Annotated in this window: 15 protein-coding genes; 7 read left to right on the top strand and 8 right to left on the bottom strand. The window is 41.4% G+C overall.

Annotation, left to right across the window (positions count from 1 at the left end):
* Nucleotides 1–71 precede the first annotated feature (71 nt).
* Nucleotides 72–1,988, top strand: a complete 1,917-nt coding sequence (dnaK, locus tag WBJ10_RS08930) for a molecular chaperone DnaK (protein ID WP_424289438.1) — start codon at nt 72–74, stop codon at nt 1,986–1,988.
* Nucleotides 1,989–2,329: 341 nt separating this feature from the next.
* Here dnaK and WBJ10_RS08935 read toward each other — a convergent pair whose 3' ends face one another.
* Nucleotides 2,330–3,196 carry an alpha/beta hydrolase gene (locus tag WBJ10_RS08935; protein ID WP_424289440.1) on the bottom strand — a complete coding sequence of 289 codons (867 nt, stop codon included), beginning with the start codon at nt 3,194–3,196 and terminating at the stop codon, nt 2,330–2,332.
* A gap of 217 nt (nt 3,197–3,413) precedes the next feature.
* Between WBJ10_RS08935 and WBJ10_RS08940 the strand changes: the two genes are divergently transcribed.
* Nucleotides 3,414–4,124 (top strand): VIT1/CCC1 transporter family protein, encoded by a 711-nt coding sequence (locus WBJ10_RS08940; protein ID WP_424289442.1) that lies wholly within the window; start codon nt 3,414–3,416, stop codon nt 4,122–4,124.
* Nucleotides 4,125–4,227: 103 nt separating this feature from the next.
* On the opposite strand, the gene WBJ10_RS08945 is transcribed toward WBJ10_RS08940, so the two are convergent.
* Genes WBJ10_RS08945 through WBJ10_RS08970 form a run of 6 tightly spaced genes read right to left on the bottom strand, consistent with a single transcriptional unit; the run spans nt 4,228 to nt 10,310 of the window.
* The gene (locus tag WBJ10_RS08945; RefSeq protein ID WP_424289444.1) at nt 4,228–5,148 is read right to left on the bottom strand and encodes a nucleotidyltransferase family protein; all 921 of its coding nucleotides are present in this window, start codon (nt 5,146–5,148) and stop codon (nt 4,228–4,230) included.
* Nucleotides 5,149–5,204: 56 nt separating this feature from the next.
* Complete coding sequence (locus tag WBJ10_RS08950; RefSeq protein ID WP_424289446.1) at nt 5,205–6,737, bottom strand: helicase HerA-like domain-containing protein; 1,533 nt, start codon at nt 6,735–6,737, stop codon at nt 5,205–5,207.
* Nucleotides 6,737–7,843, bottom strand: a complete 1,107-nt coding sequence (locus WBJ10_RS08955; RefSeq protein ID WP_424289448.1) for a M42 family metallopeptidase — start codon at nt 7,841–7,843, stop codon at nt 6,737–6,739. Before WBJ10_RS08955 ends, WBJ10_RS08950 begins: the two co-directional genes overlap by 1 nt.
* Nucleotides 7,843–8,355, bottom strand: coding sequence for an ORF6N domain-containing protein (locus WBJ10_RS08960; RefSeq protein WP_424289450.1), 513 nt, complete (start codon nt 8,353–8,355; stop codon nt 7,843–7,845). Before WBJ10_RS08960 ends, WBJ10_RS08955 begins: the two co-directional genes overlap by 1 nt.
* Before the next feature lie 9 nt (nt 8,356–8,364).
* Nucleotides 8,365–8,772: a GNAT family N-acetyltransferase gene (locus WBJ10_RS08965; protein WP_424289452.1), complete on the bottom strand. Its 408-nt coding sequence runs from the start codon at nt 8,770–8,772 to the stop codon at nt 8,365–8,367.
* Nucleotides 8,769–10,310: an acyl-CoA carboxylase subunit beta gene (locus tag WBJ10_RS08970; RefSeq protein WP_424289454.1), complete on the bottom strand. Its 1,542-nt coding sequence runs from the start codon at nt 10,308–10,310 to the stop codon at nt 8,769–8,771. The genes WBJ10_RS08965 and WBJ10_RS08970 overlap by 4 nt, the downstream gene beginning before the upstream one ends.
* Before the next feature lie 266 nt (nt 10,311–10,576).
* Here WBJ10_RS08970 and WBJ10_RS08975 point away from each other — a divergent pair, with 266 nt between their 5' ends.
* From WBJ10_RS08975 to WBJ10_RS08985, 3 genes are all read left to right on the top strand, one after another.
* Entirely contained in the window at nt 10,577–10,912 is a 336-nt protein-coding gene (locus WBJ10_RS08975) for a hypothetical protein (RefSeq protein ID WP_424289456.1), read from the top strand.
* 196 nt (nt 10,913–11,108) lie between these two features.
* Nucleotides 11,109–11,786, top strand: coding sequence for a carbonic anhydrase (locus tag WBJ10_RS08980; RefSeq protein WP_424289458.1), 678 nt, complete (start codon nt 11,109–11,111; stop codon nt 11,784–11,786).
* 78 nt (nt 11,787–11,864) lie between these two features.
* A complete protein-coding gene (locus WBJ10_RS08985) occupies nt 11,865–13,439 on the top strand; it encodes a SulP family inorganic anion transporter (protein WP_424289460.1) in 1,575 nt (524 codons plus the stop codon).
* Between the two features lie 98 nt (nt 13,440–13,537).
* Here WBJ10_RS08985 and pruA read toward each other — a convergent pair whose 3' ends face one another.
* A complete protein-coding gene (pruA, locus tag WBJ10_RS08990) occupies nt 13,538–15,175 on the bottom strand; it encodes an L-glutamate gamma-semialdehyde dehydrogenase (protein WP_424289462.1) in 1,638 nt (545 codons plus the stop codon).
* Between the two features lie 152 nt (nt 15,176–15,327).
* Between pruA and WBJ10_RS08995 the strand changes: the two genes are divergently transcribed.
* Nucleotides 15,328–16,659 (top strand): sugar porter family MFS transporter, encoded by a 1,332-nt coding sequence (locus WBJ10_RS08995; RefSeq protein WP_424289464.1) that lies wholly within the window; start codon nt 15,328–15,330, stop codon nt 16,657–16,659.
* A 26-nt stretch (nt 16,660–16,685) separates the two neighbouring features.
* On the top strand, nt 16,686–17,624 hold the full coding sequence (locus WBJ10_RS09000; RefSeq protein WP_424289466.1) for a carbohydrate kinase family protein: 939 nt from the start codon (nt 16,686–16,688) through the stop codon (nt 17,622–17,624).
* Nucleotides 17,625–17,675 lie beyond the last annotated feature (51 nt).

The following is a 17,675-nucleotide window of genomic DNA, read 5'->3' on the forward strand; positions in this document are numbered from 1 at the left end:
CCGATTTGGCACAACGCTTGTTAATTCCTCTGTAGAAAACTAAACACAAATTAAAGAAGGGTAATAAGAATATGGCAAAGATAATTGGTATTGACTTAGGAACAACAAATTCATGCGTTGCAGTAATGGAAGGTAATGAACCTGTAGTTATTCCAAACAGCGAAGGAAAGCGTACTACGCCTTCGATTGTTGCATTTGTTGATAATGGAGAACGTAAGGTGGGGGATCCGGCAAAACGCCAGGCAATTACCAATCCTACAAAAACCATTTCTTCAATCAAGAGATTTATGGGTAACAGCTTCGGCGAGGTTACTAATGAAATAGCGCGTGTTCCATATACAGTGGAAAAAGGCGACAATAACACTCCACGTGTTAAGATCGACGACCGTTTATATACTCCGCAAGAAATTTCTGCGATGATTTTGCAGAAAATGAAAAAGACTGCGGAAGATTTCCTTGGGCAGGAAGTAACGGAGGCGGTTATTACCGTTCCTGCATACTTTAATGATGCTCAGCGTCAGGCAACTAAGGAAGCTGGTGAGATTGCTGGTTTGAAAGTATCTCGTATCATTAATGAGCCTACAGCTGCTGCGTTAGCTTATGGTTTGGATAAGGCTCACAAGGACATGAAAATTGTTGTGTTTGACTGTGGTGGTGGTACGCATGACGTTTCTGTTCTGGAACTTGGCGATGGTGTGTTTGAAGTAAAATCTACTGATGGTGATACTCACCTGGGTGGTGATGACTTTGATGCTACGATCATTGACTGGATGGCTGATGAATTTAAAAGCGATGAAGGTATTGATCTGCGTAAGGATCCAATGGCTTTGCAACGTTTAAAGGAAGCTGCAGAGAAGGCAAAAATTGAACTTTCAAGCACAGCGCAGACAGAGATTAACCTTCCATATATTTCTGCCGGTGATGGTATGCCTAAGCACCTTGTTAAAACATTAACACGTGCGAAATTTGAGCAGCTGGCAGACAGCCTGATCAAACGTACTATTGAGCCTTGTAGAAAAGCACTTAAGAATGCTGGATTGAGCACATCAGATATTGATGAGATCATTCTTGTTGGTGGTTCAACTCGTATTCCTGCTATACAGGATGCAGTTAAAGCGTTCTTTGGTAAAGAACCTTCGAAAGGTGTAAACCCGGATGAGGTTGTTGCTATTGGTGCAGCTATTCAAGGTGGTGTATTAACTGGTGAAGTTAAGGATGTACTTTTATTAGATGTTACTCCGCTTTCTTTAGGTATTGAAACCATGGGTGGGGTAATGACCAAACTGATCGAAGCGAATACAACTATTCCTTCTAAGAAGTCTGAGGTATTCTCAACGGCTTCTGACAATCAGCCTTCTGTTGAGATTCACATCCTTCAGGGTGAGCGTCCGATGGCAAATCAGAACAGAACAATCGGAAGGTTCCATCTTGATGGTATTCCACCTTCACCGCGCGGTATCCCTCAAATTGAGGTTACTTTTGATATCGATGCTAACGGTATTCTACATGTTGGAGCTAAGGATAAAGCAACTGGTAAAGAGCAAAAGATCCGTATTGAAGCTTCTTCAGGTTTAACTGACGAAGAGATCAAAAAAATGAAAGATGAAGCTGAAGCAAATGCTGAATCTGACAAACAAGCACGTGAAGAAGTTGAAAAGCTGAATGCTGCTGATGCTTTAATATTCTCAACTGAGAAACAATTGAAAGAATACGGAGATAAATTATCTGATGATAAAAAATCTCCAATTGAAGCTGGCTTAAAGAAATTGAAAGATGCTCATGCATCTAAGGATTTCGCAGCCATAGATACTGCACAGGCAGAACTTCAGGCTGCATGGAATGTAGCTTCAGAGGATATGTATAAAGCTTCTCAAGAAGCCGGAGCAGGACAGGATGGCCAACCTCAGGGTGAAGCTTCGGCACAGGATGCAGGAGATCATGTAACTGACGTTGATTTTGAGGAAGTGAAAGAAGACGATAAAAAGTAGGATCGATGTCTTATAAAGGAACAGGCTACCCCAAAAGGGTAGCCTGTTTTGGTTAATTAGGATTTATAGGATGATAGAACGGTAAAAAAGAAAATGTCTGAATTAGGATTCATAGGATTAGAGGATTCATAGGATGCAAACGTGTCATTGTCTGCCTGTCGGCAGGCCGGCAGCCCAGTAAAGGATAGAGGATTCATCCTGCAAACGCGGGACTTGGCGCCCAGTGGACCCAACTTCCGGCGGTAGAAACTGTTGAAGTCACTATCAAGTTCGTATAAATCCTTTAAATCCTATAATCCTATGAATCCTAATTTTTATTGTACTTAGTTAAAAGGCAAATCTTAATACTGGTGAAACGATGCAGACACAAATTCCAATACTTTAGGCAAGGATTCCCTCCAATACGTCCACGTATGTCCACCATCCCTCATCCTGAATTCATGAGGAACTTGTTTTTCCTTCATCGCGATGTGCACAAATGAATTCCCGGGCGAAAGCCTGTCGTCATCACCACAATCGATAAACCATCTCACACTGTTTTTAGTAGAGTCGGGCATAGCTTTCACTAATGCTACTGCACTATGGCGATTGTAATAGGCTTCCATTTGCTGATCGGTAGCATCAGGAGTGGTTCTCTTGTAACTCACTTTAGCCTCATCCAGTGTGACAGGCCCCACAGAAGCACTCAGCGGTGCTGCGGCAGCGAACAGTTCGGGATGATGAAGGGCATACATGAATGTGCCTCCTCCGCCCATTGACAGGCCGGAAATAGCCCTGAAACGTTTGTCCTTTTTAATCCGGTATTTCTTTTCGATAAATGGCATGAACTCCTTGAAAAAGAAATCTTCATAAAGCCAGTCGCCGTTCATACTGTTGAAATAACCGCGTCTGCCGGTATTTGCATCCGGCATTACAATTATCATGGGTGTCGCACTACCGGCATGGATTGCTTTATCAGCGCTATTAAGAACTTCGCCAAACTGAATCCAACCGGTCTGATCATCCCCGGATCCGTGCAGAAGATAAAGTACAGGATAATCACGTTCTGAAGTCGCGTAATCCGGCGGTAGATATATCCCATATTTTCTATCTCCATTCAGAATTTTGCTTGGCAGCGATAAATTGTCTGAAACTTTGCCGCTTTGAGCCAGCAGTAAGCCAGGAATTACAACCATGGTTATAGCCAGGAAAATTTTCTTTATAAGCATTCAGTTCTTTTTATGTGATTAAATATATGAAAATATCCAGGGCTGCAGTGTCTAATTAAACTGACTATAAAGACTTGATATGTTTGAGAAGATGTATATATTTAAGTATACAATCGAGCCTTCAGAAAAAAGACCAACCTGTTTTAATATGACTAACAGGGTTGCTGCTAAATTTAATATCGCTTAATCCTTATAGGAAATACCTGAAAATGATATTATGGTCAAATTAGAAGATGATTACTTAGCGCCCCATTACGTTCAAAGAAGTAATTGGCTTCGTGCTGCGGTTCTTGGTGCAAACGATGGTATTTTATCGACCGCCAGTCTGGCAATTGGTATTGCAGCTGCCAGTTCTCTTAGAGAACCGGTGATCTTAGCCACTGTCGCAGGTTTAGTGGCGGGCGCTTTGTCTATGGCCGCAGGTGAATATGTGTCCGTTAGCTCGCAGGCAGACGTTGAAAAATCTGACGTCATTAGAGAAAGTAAGGAGTTACTTGAAATGCCCGAACTGGAGCTTGAACGTTTGGCTGAGATTTACGAGAAAAGAGGTCTGAAAAAGAAAACAGCATTAATAGTGGCGCAGGAATTAACCGAGCATGATGCCTTAGGCGCCCATATGAGGGATGAATTAGGGCTTAATGAAATATCCCAAGCCCATCCAATCCAAGCGGCTTTAGCATCAGGGGCATCATTTGTTTTGGGAGGTACATTGCCTCTGTTAGTGACCTTATTTATGCCTTTGAAAAATATGGAATACTGGCTTTATGCTTTTGCTATATTGTTTTTGATTATCCTAGGCGCTGTGGCAGCGAAGACAGGGGGCTCAAGCGTAGGTAGAGCAATTTTTCGGATTACTTTTTGGGGTACTTTAGCGATGGGTCTGACTGCTTTGATGGGTTATATGTTTGGGGTTAGTTTGGAAGGTTAGCAACAACAGCAAATGCCATAAAAAAGCACATCCCTTAGGATGTGCTTTAATAATAGCCTGGTAGTCTGCAAAGCCGAAGAATTAGTACGGAATCAACAATTCACTACTTCCATAATTCCTTCGGGTATTCCCCGCTTTCCACCAACTTGTCAATACTTTCCTGTACAATCGGTTTATCCTCTATATAAGTTACTCCAAACCATTTGTTTTGCGTAGGGATTACTTTAAATGCGGCCTTGCCGATTTTAATAAGTTCATCAGCTACCAGCGGGATAAAAAACTCTGCTTTAGGCTTGTCTTTATTATTTAAAGCGAAATTTTTGAACATTTCCGCAGAAAGGTCAAATACCTTAGGGGTGAAACCCCAGAAATTCATGGATACCCTCGCGTCGGCTTTAAGCGGGTATTCTGTACCGTCTTCTTCAAATGCCACTTCGCTGGTATTGTTTCCTTCGGCGTCTTTCTTAAAGTATACTTTAATTCGCTCGTTTACCTCGGTCATATTACCTGCATCGTCAACTTCACAAACGCCGCGGGATACAGATCCGTAATCTGATAAAGTTTTATTGATCTGAAATCCGATAAGAGAGAATTGAGTATCGCTAACTTCTGTTGTCAGGAAGTCGTACATTTTTTGATAGGCTTCACGGCCGTAAAAATCATCTGCATTAATTACACAAAACGGCTCCTTTACCACATCTCTCGCAGCCAGAGTGGCATGAGCAGTACCCCAAGGCTTTGCACGTTCTATTTCGAAATCAATCCCAAAAGGCTTTAAGTCGAAATTCTGGAAGACGTAATCAGTCTCTACCTTGCCTTTTAACTTTGGTTCAAATATAGATTTAAAGTTGTCGGCAAATTCTTCCTTAATAACGAATATTACTTTGCCAAATCCAGCTTTTATAGCGTCATATATCGAATAATCAATAATGGTTTCGCCGTTAGGCCCAAATCCATCAGTTTGCTTCATACTGCCGTAGCGGCTGGCCATTCCAGCCGCAAGAATTACTAAAGTAGGTTTCATTGAAATTTATTTATAAGATTAAATTCATTGTATTACTATAACAACTAACAACAAAATCAGTAACGTGTTTTTCTTCCTGTAAGCATACCGAATAAGCCCCTGACAATTGCGGTTCCTATTTGTCGGGTTATGGGTGCGTTAATGACTTTTTCAAGGGTGCTCTTCTCATTTTTCCTGGGAGCATTTTCTTTTACTTCCCGCTCTTTTTGTTTGGCTGTTTCATCTTCAGCTAGTTTTTCATTGACCCGTTTCGTTAGAATATCGTGTGCACTTTCCGGATCTATTGCTTCCTGATATTTTCTGAAAATTTCACTTGAGTCCATTAAGGCAACAGCATCAGCATTTGCGAGTGGCGACATAGATGCTCTCGGTGGGATGAGATGAGTAGCCACAACTTCCGTTGGAATACCTTTTTCGTTTAAAACTGTGATCAGAGCCTGCCCGGTTCCCAAAGCCGTAAGCGTGCGGTCGATTTCATAAAATTCTGATCGGGGATAAGTGTTCACTGTTTTTTTAAGCGCCTCTGCGTCGTTAGGTGTAAATGCCCGCAGCGCATGCTGGACCCTGTTGCCTAATTGACCTAATACACTTTCAGGAACATCCATTGGAGACTGCGTACAGAAAAATACACCGATTCCTTTCGATCGGATTAGCCGGATAATGGTCTCGATTTGTTCAAGGAACGCGCGTGAGGAGTTTTTGAAGAGCAAGTGGGCTTCATCAAAAAAGAAAACCAGTTTGGGTTTTTCTGGATCTCCAGCTTCAGGCATGCTATAGAAAATTTCTGCCAGGAGACTTAATAAAAATGTAGAATACAAAACCGGCTGGGCCTGGACGTCAGAAATATTCAATAGGCTTATAACGCCTTTTCCGTCAACCCGATTGAACAGATCCTGTATGTCAAACGACCGTTCACCAAAAATGCGCGACAAGCCCTGTTGCTCAATTGCTACGACCTTACGAAGCATTGTTCCGGAAGTTGAGCTGGAAATACTTCCATAACTTTCTTTGATCTCAGCAGCTCCCGGGCCGCTTGAAAGATATGAAATTAGTTTTTTAAGGTCATTAAGATCAAGCAGTGGAAGTTTATGGTCGTCTGCATATTTAAATATTACAGCCATCACTCCAGCCTGCGTCTCATTCAGATCCAGGATTTTAGAGAGTAATACAGGCCCAAATTCGATTACTGTGGCACGCATTTGGGCGCCCATTTTCCCCGAGAGTGAATATAGTTCCACAGGGAAACCACAAGGCTCATAGGTTCTGCCCAGTGCCGCGGCACGCTCCTCCAGCTTTGGATTAGATTGTCCAGCCTGGTTAAGCCCGGAAAGGTCCCCCTTCACGTCCAGCATAAAAACAGGAACTCCAGCGTCGGATAGCTGTTCAGCAATAAGCTGAAGAGTTCGGGTTTTTCCCGTGCCAGTCGCCCCTGCAATCAGGCCATGTCGATTCATCATCTTCAGTGCTAAATTTACTTCAGCCCCTGAAATGATCTCGCCGTCCAAAATACCCGCCCCAAGATAAATAAATGCCTTTTCGGTGGTGTATGATGATTTTATTGTCTCGGCAAATTGGGATTTTCTATCCACTACTTTATCGGTCTAAAATCATGGTCAACTTTGATGTTCAATAACGACTCATAGATCAGTCGGATCACATTATCCACATCTTCTTTATGGATCATTTCAACGGTGGTGTGCATATACCTTAGTGGGAGTGAAATCAAAGCCGAAACTACGCCTTCATTCGAATATGCAAACGCGTCGGTATCAGTGCCGGTTGATCGGGATGAAGCCTGACGCTGAAAAGGAATTTTGTTATTCTCAGCTGTTTCGATAAGGAGTTTATTTAAGTTAGTTTGTACCGCGGGCGCATATGAAACCACAGGTCCTTTACCACAAGCAAGATCTCCCTGCGTAATTTTGTTGATCATAGGAGTCTGGGTATCGTGAGTTACATCCGTGATAATCGCGACATTCGGTTTGATGCGGTGAGCAATCATCTCGGCCCCACGTAAACCAATCTCCTCCTGAACAGAATTTACAATATATAGTCCAAACGGAAGTTTTTTCTTATTCTCTTTCAGGAGACGCGCAACCTCAGCAATCATGAATCCACCAGCGCGGTTGTCGAGGGCACGACCGACATAATAACGATCGTTTAAAACCATAAATTCATCTTCATAGGTTATCACACATCCCACATGGATTCCTAAAGCTTCAATTTCTTCTTTCGTAGTACAGCCACAATCCAGAAAAATATTCTTTAATGTTGGTGCTTCTTCTTTTTCTCCGTTTCGGGTATGAATTGCTGGCCATCCAAAAACCGCTTTTACGATGCCTTTATCGGTATGAATATTTACTCTTTTCGATGGTGCGATCTGATGATCCGATCCGCCATTTCTTATCACATATATCAACCCGTCTTTGGTGATATAATTTACAAACCAGGAAATTTCGTCGGCGTGAGCTTCAATTACCACTTTATAAGTAGCCTCAGGATTTATTACCGCAACTGCAGTTCCGTAGTTATCAACGAAATATTCGTCTGTATACTCTTTGATATAATCGAGCCATAGACGTTGTCCTTCCCACTCAAAACCAGTCGGGGAGGGGTTATTAATGTATGTTTCAAAAAATGCCAGGGATTTCTTAGTAACAACTGGTATGTGTTTTTCTTCTTTTTTCTTTGCCATTATAAATTATCCTTCTTTGTCTTTAATCTGAAGCCAACTGGCTCTATTTCTAATCTTTTATTTTCGATTTTGTTCAGAAGATGTTGAAATACATTATTTATTTTTTCATCCAATTCATTTATCCTTTTATAAAGATCTTGATTCTGAAGCAATATTTGGCGGTAATATACGAAAGCACGCATGATTTCGATATTTATCTTTACGGCTTTTGGAGATCTCAACACAGAAGACAGCATTGCAACACCTTGTTCTGTAAAAGCCATAGGATTGACACTGGAATGTTTAAGATTGGCGAACCGGTCGCATTTTGCGACCAGTTGTTCTTTTTCATCTTTTGTCGTCTCGAAGACGAAATCGTCGGGAAAACGTTCTCTATTGCGTTTAACCTGTTCTTTTAATCTTTTCGTCTCGGTTTCGTAAAGAGCGGCAAGATCTGCGTCGATCATGACCTTGTATCCCCTCAGATCGAAAATCAGACTTTCAAATTGGCTGGTCTTAAGAATATCTTCCATTTTACCATATTACAAGGCCCTTTCCATGACCATGTATTCATGTCCATTAGCAAAGGACGTTTTATCAGTCCCGATGAAACCGAATTTGCTATAGAATGCTGTCGCACTTCTACGTGCATTACACCAAATATGATCACAGCCTTCATTTTTAGAATATTCTAAAAGATACTGAAGTATTTCTGATCCGTACCCTTTGTGCTGATATTCTGAGAGAGTGGCAAACTTCCGAAACTGCATCGACGTATCTGTTTTAAATAAAGAAACCACCGTAATTAGTTTGTTTTCGTCGAATAAGCCTAAATGAACTCCGTCATCATCATTGGGAAGAATCACCTTTTCGAAATCCAATTCCGGGTACATCACCTTATGGCGGATTTTCCAGGTGAGATAGGGGGGGATTTGTTCGATGTGACTCATAAAGGGATATTCCCATGCTTCTTCCTCGGATTATTAACCACTTTGTTTTCCAGCATCTTAAATGCCCTGATCAGTTTTTTCCTCGTCTCAGCCGGTTCAATGATTTCGTCAATAAATCCCCGTTCAGCGGCGCGGTAGGGGTTTGCGAATATGTCGGAGTATTCCTTTTCCTTTTCCAGCCACCGGGCATTCGGGTCATCTGCAGCGTTAATCTCTTTTTTGAATATAATTTCAGCAGCACCTTTCGCTCCCATGACGGCTATTTCAGCACTTGGCCAGGCGTAATTCATGTCAGCGCCGATATGTTTCGAGTTCATCACATCGTATGCCCCGCCATATGCTTTTCGGGTGATCACTGTTATCCTTGGAACAGTTGCCTCGCAAAAAGCGTATAATAATTTAGCTCCGTTTGTTATTATGGCGTTCCATTCCTGGTCTGTTCCGGGGAGAAATCCAGGAACATCCTCGAGTACGAGTAAGGGAATATTAAAACTATCGCAGAATCGTACAAAGCGGGCACCTTTGACAGATGAATGTATGTCTAATACACCAGCAAGGAAAGCCGGTTGATTAGCTACAATGCCTATACTTCTGCCAGCAAGCCGGGCGAACCCCACTACGATATTTTCTGCGAAATCCTTATGAACCTCAAGAAATGAATCTTCGTCGGCAATTTCTGTAATCACTTCCCGGATGTCGTAGGGATGCGAATTGTTTGAAGGAATGATATCATTTAACCCGGATCTTAATTCATCGCCTTGCTCATAAACCATTTGTGGAGTAGTCTCTTCACAATTCTGGGGCATATAGCTCAGTAATTTCTTTACATGATTTATCGCTTCAATTTCATTACTGCATGCAAAATGGGTGACACCAGATTTCGATGAATGTGCACTCGCACCACCTAGTTCCTCAGAACTTACTTCCTCATGGGTCACAGTTTTAACTACGTTGGGGCCGGTTACAAACATGTATGAGGTATTCTCGACCATCAACACAAAGTCTGTAATTGCCGGAGAGTATACTGCACCTCCCGCACAGGGCCCCATAATTGCCGAAATTTGTGGCACCACCCCCGAGGCCATAGTATTCCTGTAAAATATATCAGCATATCCTCCAAGGGAAACTACTCCTTCCTGTATCCGTGCACCTCCAGAATCATTAAGACCTATTACAGGAGCACCATTTTTAAGAGCAAGGTCCATAATCTTACAGATCTTTTCCGCGTGCGTTTCTGACAGCGATCCGCCGAAAACGGTGAAGTCCTGGGAAAACACATAAACAAGTCGGCCGCTGACGGTACCATATCCGGTGACGACTCCGTCACCCGGATATTTCTCCCTCTCCATACCAAAATCGGTTGAGCGGTGAGTAACCAGCATACCAATCTCCTCAAACGAACCTTCATCCAGCAGGAAATGAAGTCTCTCCCTTGCTGTTAGTTTCCCTTTTTTATGCTGACTTTCAATCCTGTTCTTTCCACCCCCAAGCAGAGCTTCATCCTGCTTAGCTCTTAAAATTTCTACTTTCTTATCCAAAATTTAGCTTTTTTGTGAAATTAGTAAAAAAGGAGAAGGAAGTATCAAATATCAAGTATCAAGATTTTGCCCCTGACAGCAATTATAAGCCCCTCATACTGTTTAATACCCCAGAATCTTGATACTTGCTACTTGCTACTTGATACTATACTATGTAATTCTTTTGTTAATGTTTAAACATTTATTCATATCTGTTAACCCTTTGGCTTCCTTATTGTTAATTTAGCAGCGAAATCTAAAATAGATAGTGTATCGATTACACCAATATGAGAAAGCAATTCGCGAAAAAGTTATTTAGTTACGTTTTCTTATTTATTTTCTTCGCGAAAATGGCTATTTCCGTTGCACCCATGGTTGCCATCCACATGGATAGCGAGGTTGTCAATGCTGTGATCATGCAATTAGAGATTGAAAATCATTCCACCAAGGGTGCCGATCAAGCTAAAGACTCACTTAACAAAGGAGAGTGGCTGAATGGTCCAAGCAAATTCAAATTTTTCAACCCTCAAGTTGATATTTTGTCTAATCGATATATCTTATTAAGAGATAATCCAATAAGGGCATTCTTTCCTTCAGTGCCTACTCCTCCTCCGAATTGCTAAGCAATTCAACAATTCAACATTCCTGATTACAGGGAATTCAATAATTATCAGCTTTTAAAATCTGTTAACCTTCCTGGTTTTGGCTGCGAAGGATACCACATATTTTACTGTTGTTAAGCTTATCGGACATTTCAAATCAAAGGCTGGAATACTTTTCAGTCAGTCATATCAATATTAAAATATTAAAAGAATTACCATGAAACATCATTTAGGACAAATACGCGAATCATTAACACCTCATAAAGCTTTAACATTCCTTAAAGAAGGAAATACCCGTTTTTGTAATAACCTGAGTAAACACAAAGATTTTATGCAGACCATAACAGAAACTGCTGACGGACAGTGGCCTTTCGCAGCGATTCTGGCCTGCAGTGACTCTAGAGTAGCATCGGAGCTCATATTTGACCAGGGACTAGGCGATATCTTCAGCGTAAGATTAGCAGGCAATATTGCAAGTCAGCAGGCCATTGCAAGTATGGAGTATACCTGCAAAGTTCTCGGAAGTAAACTTATAGTCGTTCTTGGGCATACAGCATGTGGCGCAGTAAAAGCAGCTTGCGATGGGGTTGAAATGGGCCACCTGGGATCATTAACGAAAATGATCGATCCTGCTATAGAAGCAGAAACTGAAACTACAGAAAATCGTACCTCCGGAAATGGCGGTTTCTTAAATAATGTACTACACAATAATGTGCGTCACCAAATTGAAACTATTGTCAATGAAAGCAAAATCATACGTGAAATGCTTGAAAATCAAGAAATAGGTATCATTGGTGGTATTTATGATATAAGTACGGGAGCGGTAGAATTTTTTGATGAGATGTTCGATCTCGAGAATCATGTCGACAGTAGTGTAGATGTCCGAGCTATCTAAAAAGCTCTGGCGAAAGCCAGTTAATCGTATTAATAATTTAAAATTTAATAAAACTGATCAGAATAGATCTGGAATAATATGAATAAATACCTCTCAAGTAATTTAAAAAAGGATCTGCCTGCAGGTTTAGTTGTCTTTCTGGTGGCTCTGCCTTTGTGCCTTGGTATCGCCATGGCATCTGGGGCGCCCTTATTTGCCGGTATACTTACCGGTATTATCGGGGGAATAGTGGCCTCCTCTATAAGCGGTTCGCAGCTAAGTGTCAGTGGACCCGCTGCAGGATTAACAGTAATCGTTTTTAGTGCAATAGCCTCTTTAGGATCGTACCAAACCTTTTTGCTGGCAGTTGTTATTGCCGGCTTTTTGCAAATTTTACTCGGTATATTGAAGGCTGGTATCATTGCCAGTTATTTTCCATCGGCGGTAATTGAAGGTATGCTTGCGGCTATAGGTATCATACTTATATTGAAACAAATCCCGCATGCTGTAGGCTATGATTCAGATTTTGAAGGGGATGAAGCTTTTTTTCAATTCGACCAAAATAATACGTTTTCAGCACTTTTCGAAGCGATGAATAAAGTGAACGTTGCTGCAGTTATAATCAGTGTCCTTTCATTAATAATCCTGATTTACTGGCCAAGACTAAAAAAGCTGAGTATGATCCCAGCGCCGGTTTTGGTTGTAGCAATCGGCATTTTGTTTTCTTTTCTCTTTCAGAGTACATCATTTGCTCTGACACCGGATCACCTGGTTACTATTCCTGTAGTTAATTCTTTTGGGGAGTTTCTAACCTTATTCACAACACCCGACTTTTCGCAGATAACAAATAAAAGTGTCTGGACTGTTGCTTTTACGATAGCTATTGTTGCTAGCATCGAAACGCTACTTTGTATAGAAGCTGTTGATAAAATTGATCCGTTGAAGCGCACATCGCCGACGAACCGTGAGCTTTTAGCACAAGGTGTTGGTAATATCACCAGCGGTATGTTAGGTGGCTTGCCCATGACATCGGTTATTGTACGGTCATCTGTGAATGTAAATTCAGGTGGTAAAACAAAGATGAGTGCGATATTTCATGGATCATTGCTGCTTGTAGCCGTGTTGTTCATTCCTCTTTTTTTAAATCAAATTCCTTTAGCCTGTCTAGCCGCTATTTTATTAGTTACTGGTTATAAATTAGCCCGTTTGGAGTTGTTTAAAAAGATGTGGCATCACGGGAAGGATCAGTTTATTCCTTTTGTTGTTACAATTCTGGCAGTTGTATTTACCGATCTTTTGAAAGGAGTAGCGATAGGTATGGTCGTAGGAATATTCTATATCCTTAGAACTAATTTGCGTAACCCATACTTCTATAAAATCGAAAGAAACGGAGATAAGAAGATTATCACAATTAAGCTTGCCCAGGAGGTATCATTCCTAAATAAAGCGGCTATACAGTATACACTAAACAATTTGCCTGCTGAAGCCGATGTTATTATTGACGGTACTGAATCGAGGTTTATAGACAAAGATGTGCTGGAGATAATCGACAACTTTAAACATAGTGCTTACTCAAAAGCTACGATCGTCAAGCTTGTGAATATCAAAGAATACTATGAGATACCTCCTTTAAAGGAGATGAAGCTGTCCAGTTCAGGGAAAGCAGTTTTATAATAAAATTTACCGGTTTGCCGGATTTTACTTTACATAAAATGGGCACCTTTTGGGTGCCCATTTTATGTAAAGTAAAAATAGAATGTAATATTAAGAGATTAGTTTTCTTCTCTCAAAAAAGGATATTGATATTCCTTAGGAGGGTCGAAAGTCTCTTTGATGGTCCGGGGCGAAACCCAGCGTAAAAGGTTAATCATCGAACCAGCCTTGTCATTTGTCCCTGAACCTCTGGCACCTCCGAATGGCTGTTGACCAACAACTGCACCAGTACACTTATCATTAATATAGAAATTGCCTGCAGCATTTCTAAGGACGTGTGTTGCTTTGGCCAAAGCGTAACGGTCTTGTCCAATAACTGCTCCAGTTAGGGCATATATCGATGTATTATTTACTATCTCCAGCGTTTTCTCGAAGTCTTTGTCTTCATATACAAAAATGGTCAGGACTGGTCCAAACAGTTCTTCACACATGGTAACATACTTTGGATCTTCTGTAAGAATGATGGTTGGATAAATAAAATAGCCTTTCGATTTATCGTAGTTTCCACCTGCGATTATTTCCAGACTTTTATCTTTTTTAGCAGCGTCGATATACTTCACTAATTTGTCGAATGATTTTTCGTCGATCACGGCATTCACGAAGTTGCCAAAATCTTCAACAGGACCCGTGGTTATCTTTGTAAGATCACTGAGGGTTCGTTTTTTGATCTCCGGCCATACTGAAGCCGCTACGTAAACTCTGGATGCAGCAGAACATTTTTGTCCCTGATATTCAAATGCACCTCTTACTATGGCAGTACTTGCTACATCAACGTCTGCGGAGCCGTGAACAAGAATAAAGTCTTTCCCGCCCGTCTCGCCAACGATACGAGGATAGGTTTTATATTTGTGAATGTTGTTTCCAATTGTTTTCCAGATATCCTGAAATACTCCGGTTGATCCTGTAAAGTGAATACCCGCAAAATCTGGATGATTGAAAATTACTTCTCCCGCGTCGGGTCCCGATACGAATACCAGATTGATTACTCCATCAGGCAGCCCAGCTTCACGGAATATCTCCATCAGTACATGCGCGGAATAGATTTGGGTGTTGGCGGGTTTCCAAACAACTACATTGCCCATCATCGCCGCAGAAGTTGGTAAATTACCGGCAATAGCGGTAAAATTAAAAGGCGTGAGTGCAAAAACAAATCCTTCTAAGGGCCTTTGTTCAACTCTATTCCATACACCTCTTGGAGATACTGGTGGTTGCTGCTTATAAATATCCGACATGTATTTTACATTGAATCGAAGGAAATCAATAAGTTCGCACGCTGCATCTATTTCCGCCTGATATGCATTTTTAGATTGCGCAAGCATAGTCGCAGCATTCAATTTATATCGGTAAGGACCCGCGATCAGGTCTGCCGCCTTTAGGAATATCGAAGCACGATGCTCCCAAGCCATTTCTTCCCATGCAGTTTTGGCTTTTAAGGCAGCATTGATTGCATCTGTTACATGTTTTTTCTCACCCAGAGCATATGTTCCAAGCAGGTGATGATGATCATGTGGCGGATGTATCTCTATTTTTTTTGCAGTTCCAACTTCTTTGCCGTCAATCACCATTGGGATGTCGATAAGCCTGGAACGGGCATCTTTTATTGCTTCCTTTAAGAGTGAGCGCTCTTTACTGCCCGGAGAATAATCTAATACATTTTCATTTACCGGTTCAGGTACATTGAAAAATCCTTTTAACATAATTGGTTATTTAGTTCTGCGAAGATAAGGCTTTGGTTGGAAACAGGTTTATCATAAAAAACTGAATGTTCGAATTGTAATCCCAATTTTCTCTTTTATCTTTAAGACAGGGTGCGAAATAAAGTTTAATTCATCGAATCTAATATTTGTATATGCAAAAGAAATCTGTATTAGCCTGGTCACTTGTTGTGGCGATGGGTGGCTTCCTTTTCGGTTTTGACACCGCGGTTATTTCGGGCGCTGAAAAGGCCATTCAAGCCTATTGGAGCCTGAACGTGTTTGAGCACGGACTCACTGTATCCATCGCCCTCATCGGTACTGTGATTGGAGCTTTAACTGGCTCTTTACCCTCGGATAAATACGGGCGGAAAACTACCTTGTATATTGTTGCAGTCTTTTACCTTATTTCGGCGGTCGGTACGGCCTTTGCCACCGACTGGTATGTCTTCCTGTTGTTTCGCTTTATGGGTGGTTTGGGCGTTGGTATGTCATCAGTAACAGCCCCGATTTATATTTCGGAGATTTCCCCTGCCAATTCGCGAGGGCGCCTGGTTGCATTGTTCCAGTTAAATATTGTACTTGGCATCGTGATCGCTTATTTGTCAAATTATCTAATTGGACAGGGCGGAGAAGACTCTTGGAGATGGATGTTGGGTGTTCAGGCATTCCCGTCAATATTGTTTTTCCTTCTGTTGACCGTTGTCCCTGAAAGCCCGCGATGGTTAATTCTGCATAAGTCAAAAGATGCAGAAGCGCTTGCGATCTTACAACGTATTGATCCGGTCAATTTTAAAGAGGTACATAAGGCCATTAAGGATTCGCATGTTCTTTTGCAAGAAGATGAGAAGTCTAGTTTATTGTTCTCAAAGAGATACAGATTCCCGGTCACGTTAGCGATTCTCTTTGCCGTTTTCAACCAGGTATCCGGTATAAATGCGATCATTTATTATTCACCTCGTATTTTTGAGATGGCAGGCTTAGGAACACTTACCTCTTTATTATCAACGGTCGGAATAGGAGTGGTTAATTTTATTTTCACACTTTTAGCAATTGCGTTTATAGATAGATTTGGCCGTAAAACTCTCATGTTAATAGGTTCGGTAGGACTGATTGTCTCCCTGGGCCTGGTATCCTATACCTTTTACACCAATGATTTCGGTGGTTACGCTATCACATTTTACCTGATGATTTACATCGCTTTTTTTGCTTTCTCACAGGGAGCAGTTATCTGGGTTTTTATTTCGGAAATTTTCCCTAATGAAGTCCGCGCAAAAGGACAAACTCTTGGAAGCTCCACACACTGGATAATGGCCGCTCTTGTTGCTTTCAGCTTTCCCTATTTATCAGAAATAGCCGGCGGAGGAAATACTTTTCTGTTTTTCAGCGTCATGATGGTTTTTCAGCTACTGTTTGTTTGGCGCATGATGCCGGAGACGAAGGGTAAATCATTAGAAAGTATTGAAACAACCATGATTGTGCATTAATGTGAAGTTAGCCGAAATCAATAATTATGGAAGATAAGAATATCAAAGTCGTTTGTTTTGGTGAGATCCTTTGGGATAATTTGCCTGGCGGCAGAAAACCAGGTGGTGCACCGATGAATGTAGCTTATCATCTTAATCAACTTGGTATAATCAGCACGCTGATCAGTAAAGTGGGATCTGATCAAAATGGTGAGGATTTACTCAAATTCATCAACAAAAAAGGTATATCCACTGAATATTGTCAAACAGATATGATGTATAATACTTCAACAGTTGAAGTGAACATTGGCTCAGATCACGAAGTAAGTTATGAGATAGTTTCACCAGTTGCCTGGGATTTTATACTGCCAGAAAAGCGAATGGATCAACTGGTCGCTGCAGCGGATGCATTTGTTTTCGGTAGCCTTGCAGTGCGGAATCCGACTTCATTTAAAACATTACAATCCCTTTTAAAAGCATCCAGGTACAGGGTGTTTGATGTCAATTTACGTGAACCGCATTTTACCAAAGAAACTATTACCATTTTATTACAACACGCCGATCTGTTAAAATTAAACAGTCATGAATTAAACCTTATCTCTTCATGGTTTGGTAATAGCCAGAATGAGCGGCAGATGATTAATATGTTACAGGAGCGGTTCGGTATTAAGGAGATAGTAGTTACCAAAGGCGCTAATGGAGCGGCGTATTATTCGAAATCGGAGCAGTTTACCATACCGGCATTTAAGGTTGAAATAAATGACACCATAGGCAGCGGTGATTCGTTCCTTGCAGCTTTTCTAGGTCAAAAGTTAAAAGGTCAAAGTGTTCAGGATTGCTTAATCTCGGCAGCGGCTCTTGGTGCTTTCGTAGCTTCGCAGCCCGGTGCCTGTCCAGATTATAATATATCTGATTTGAACAGATTTATATCGCAAAATGAGTTTGACAAAAACAGTTTTAATGTTGATGGAACATGCGACCCATGACAAGGTATCATGGATACCGGGTTGTCATTGCGGGCGCAGCGAAGCAATCTC

The organism is Daejeonella sp. (genome assembly GCF_049655485.1).
Taxonomy (GTDB): Bacteria; Bacteroidota; Bacteroidia; order Sphingobacteriales; family Sphingobacteriaceae; genus Daejeonella.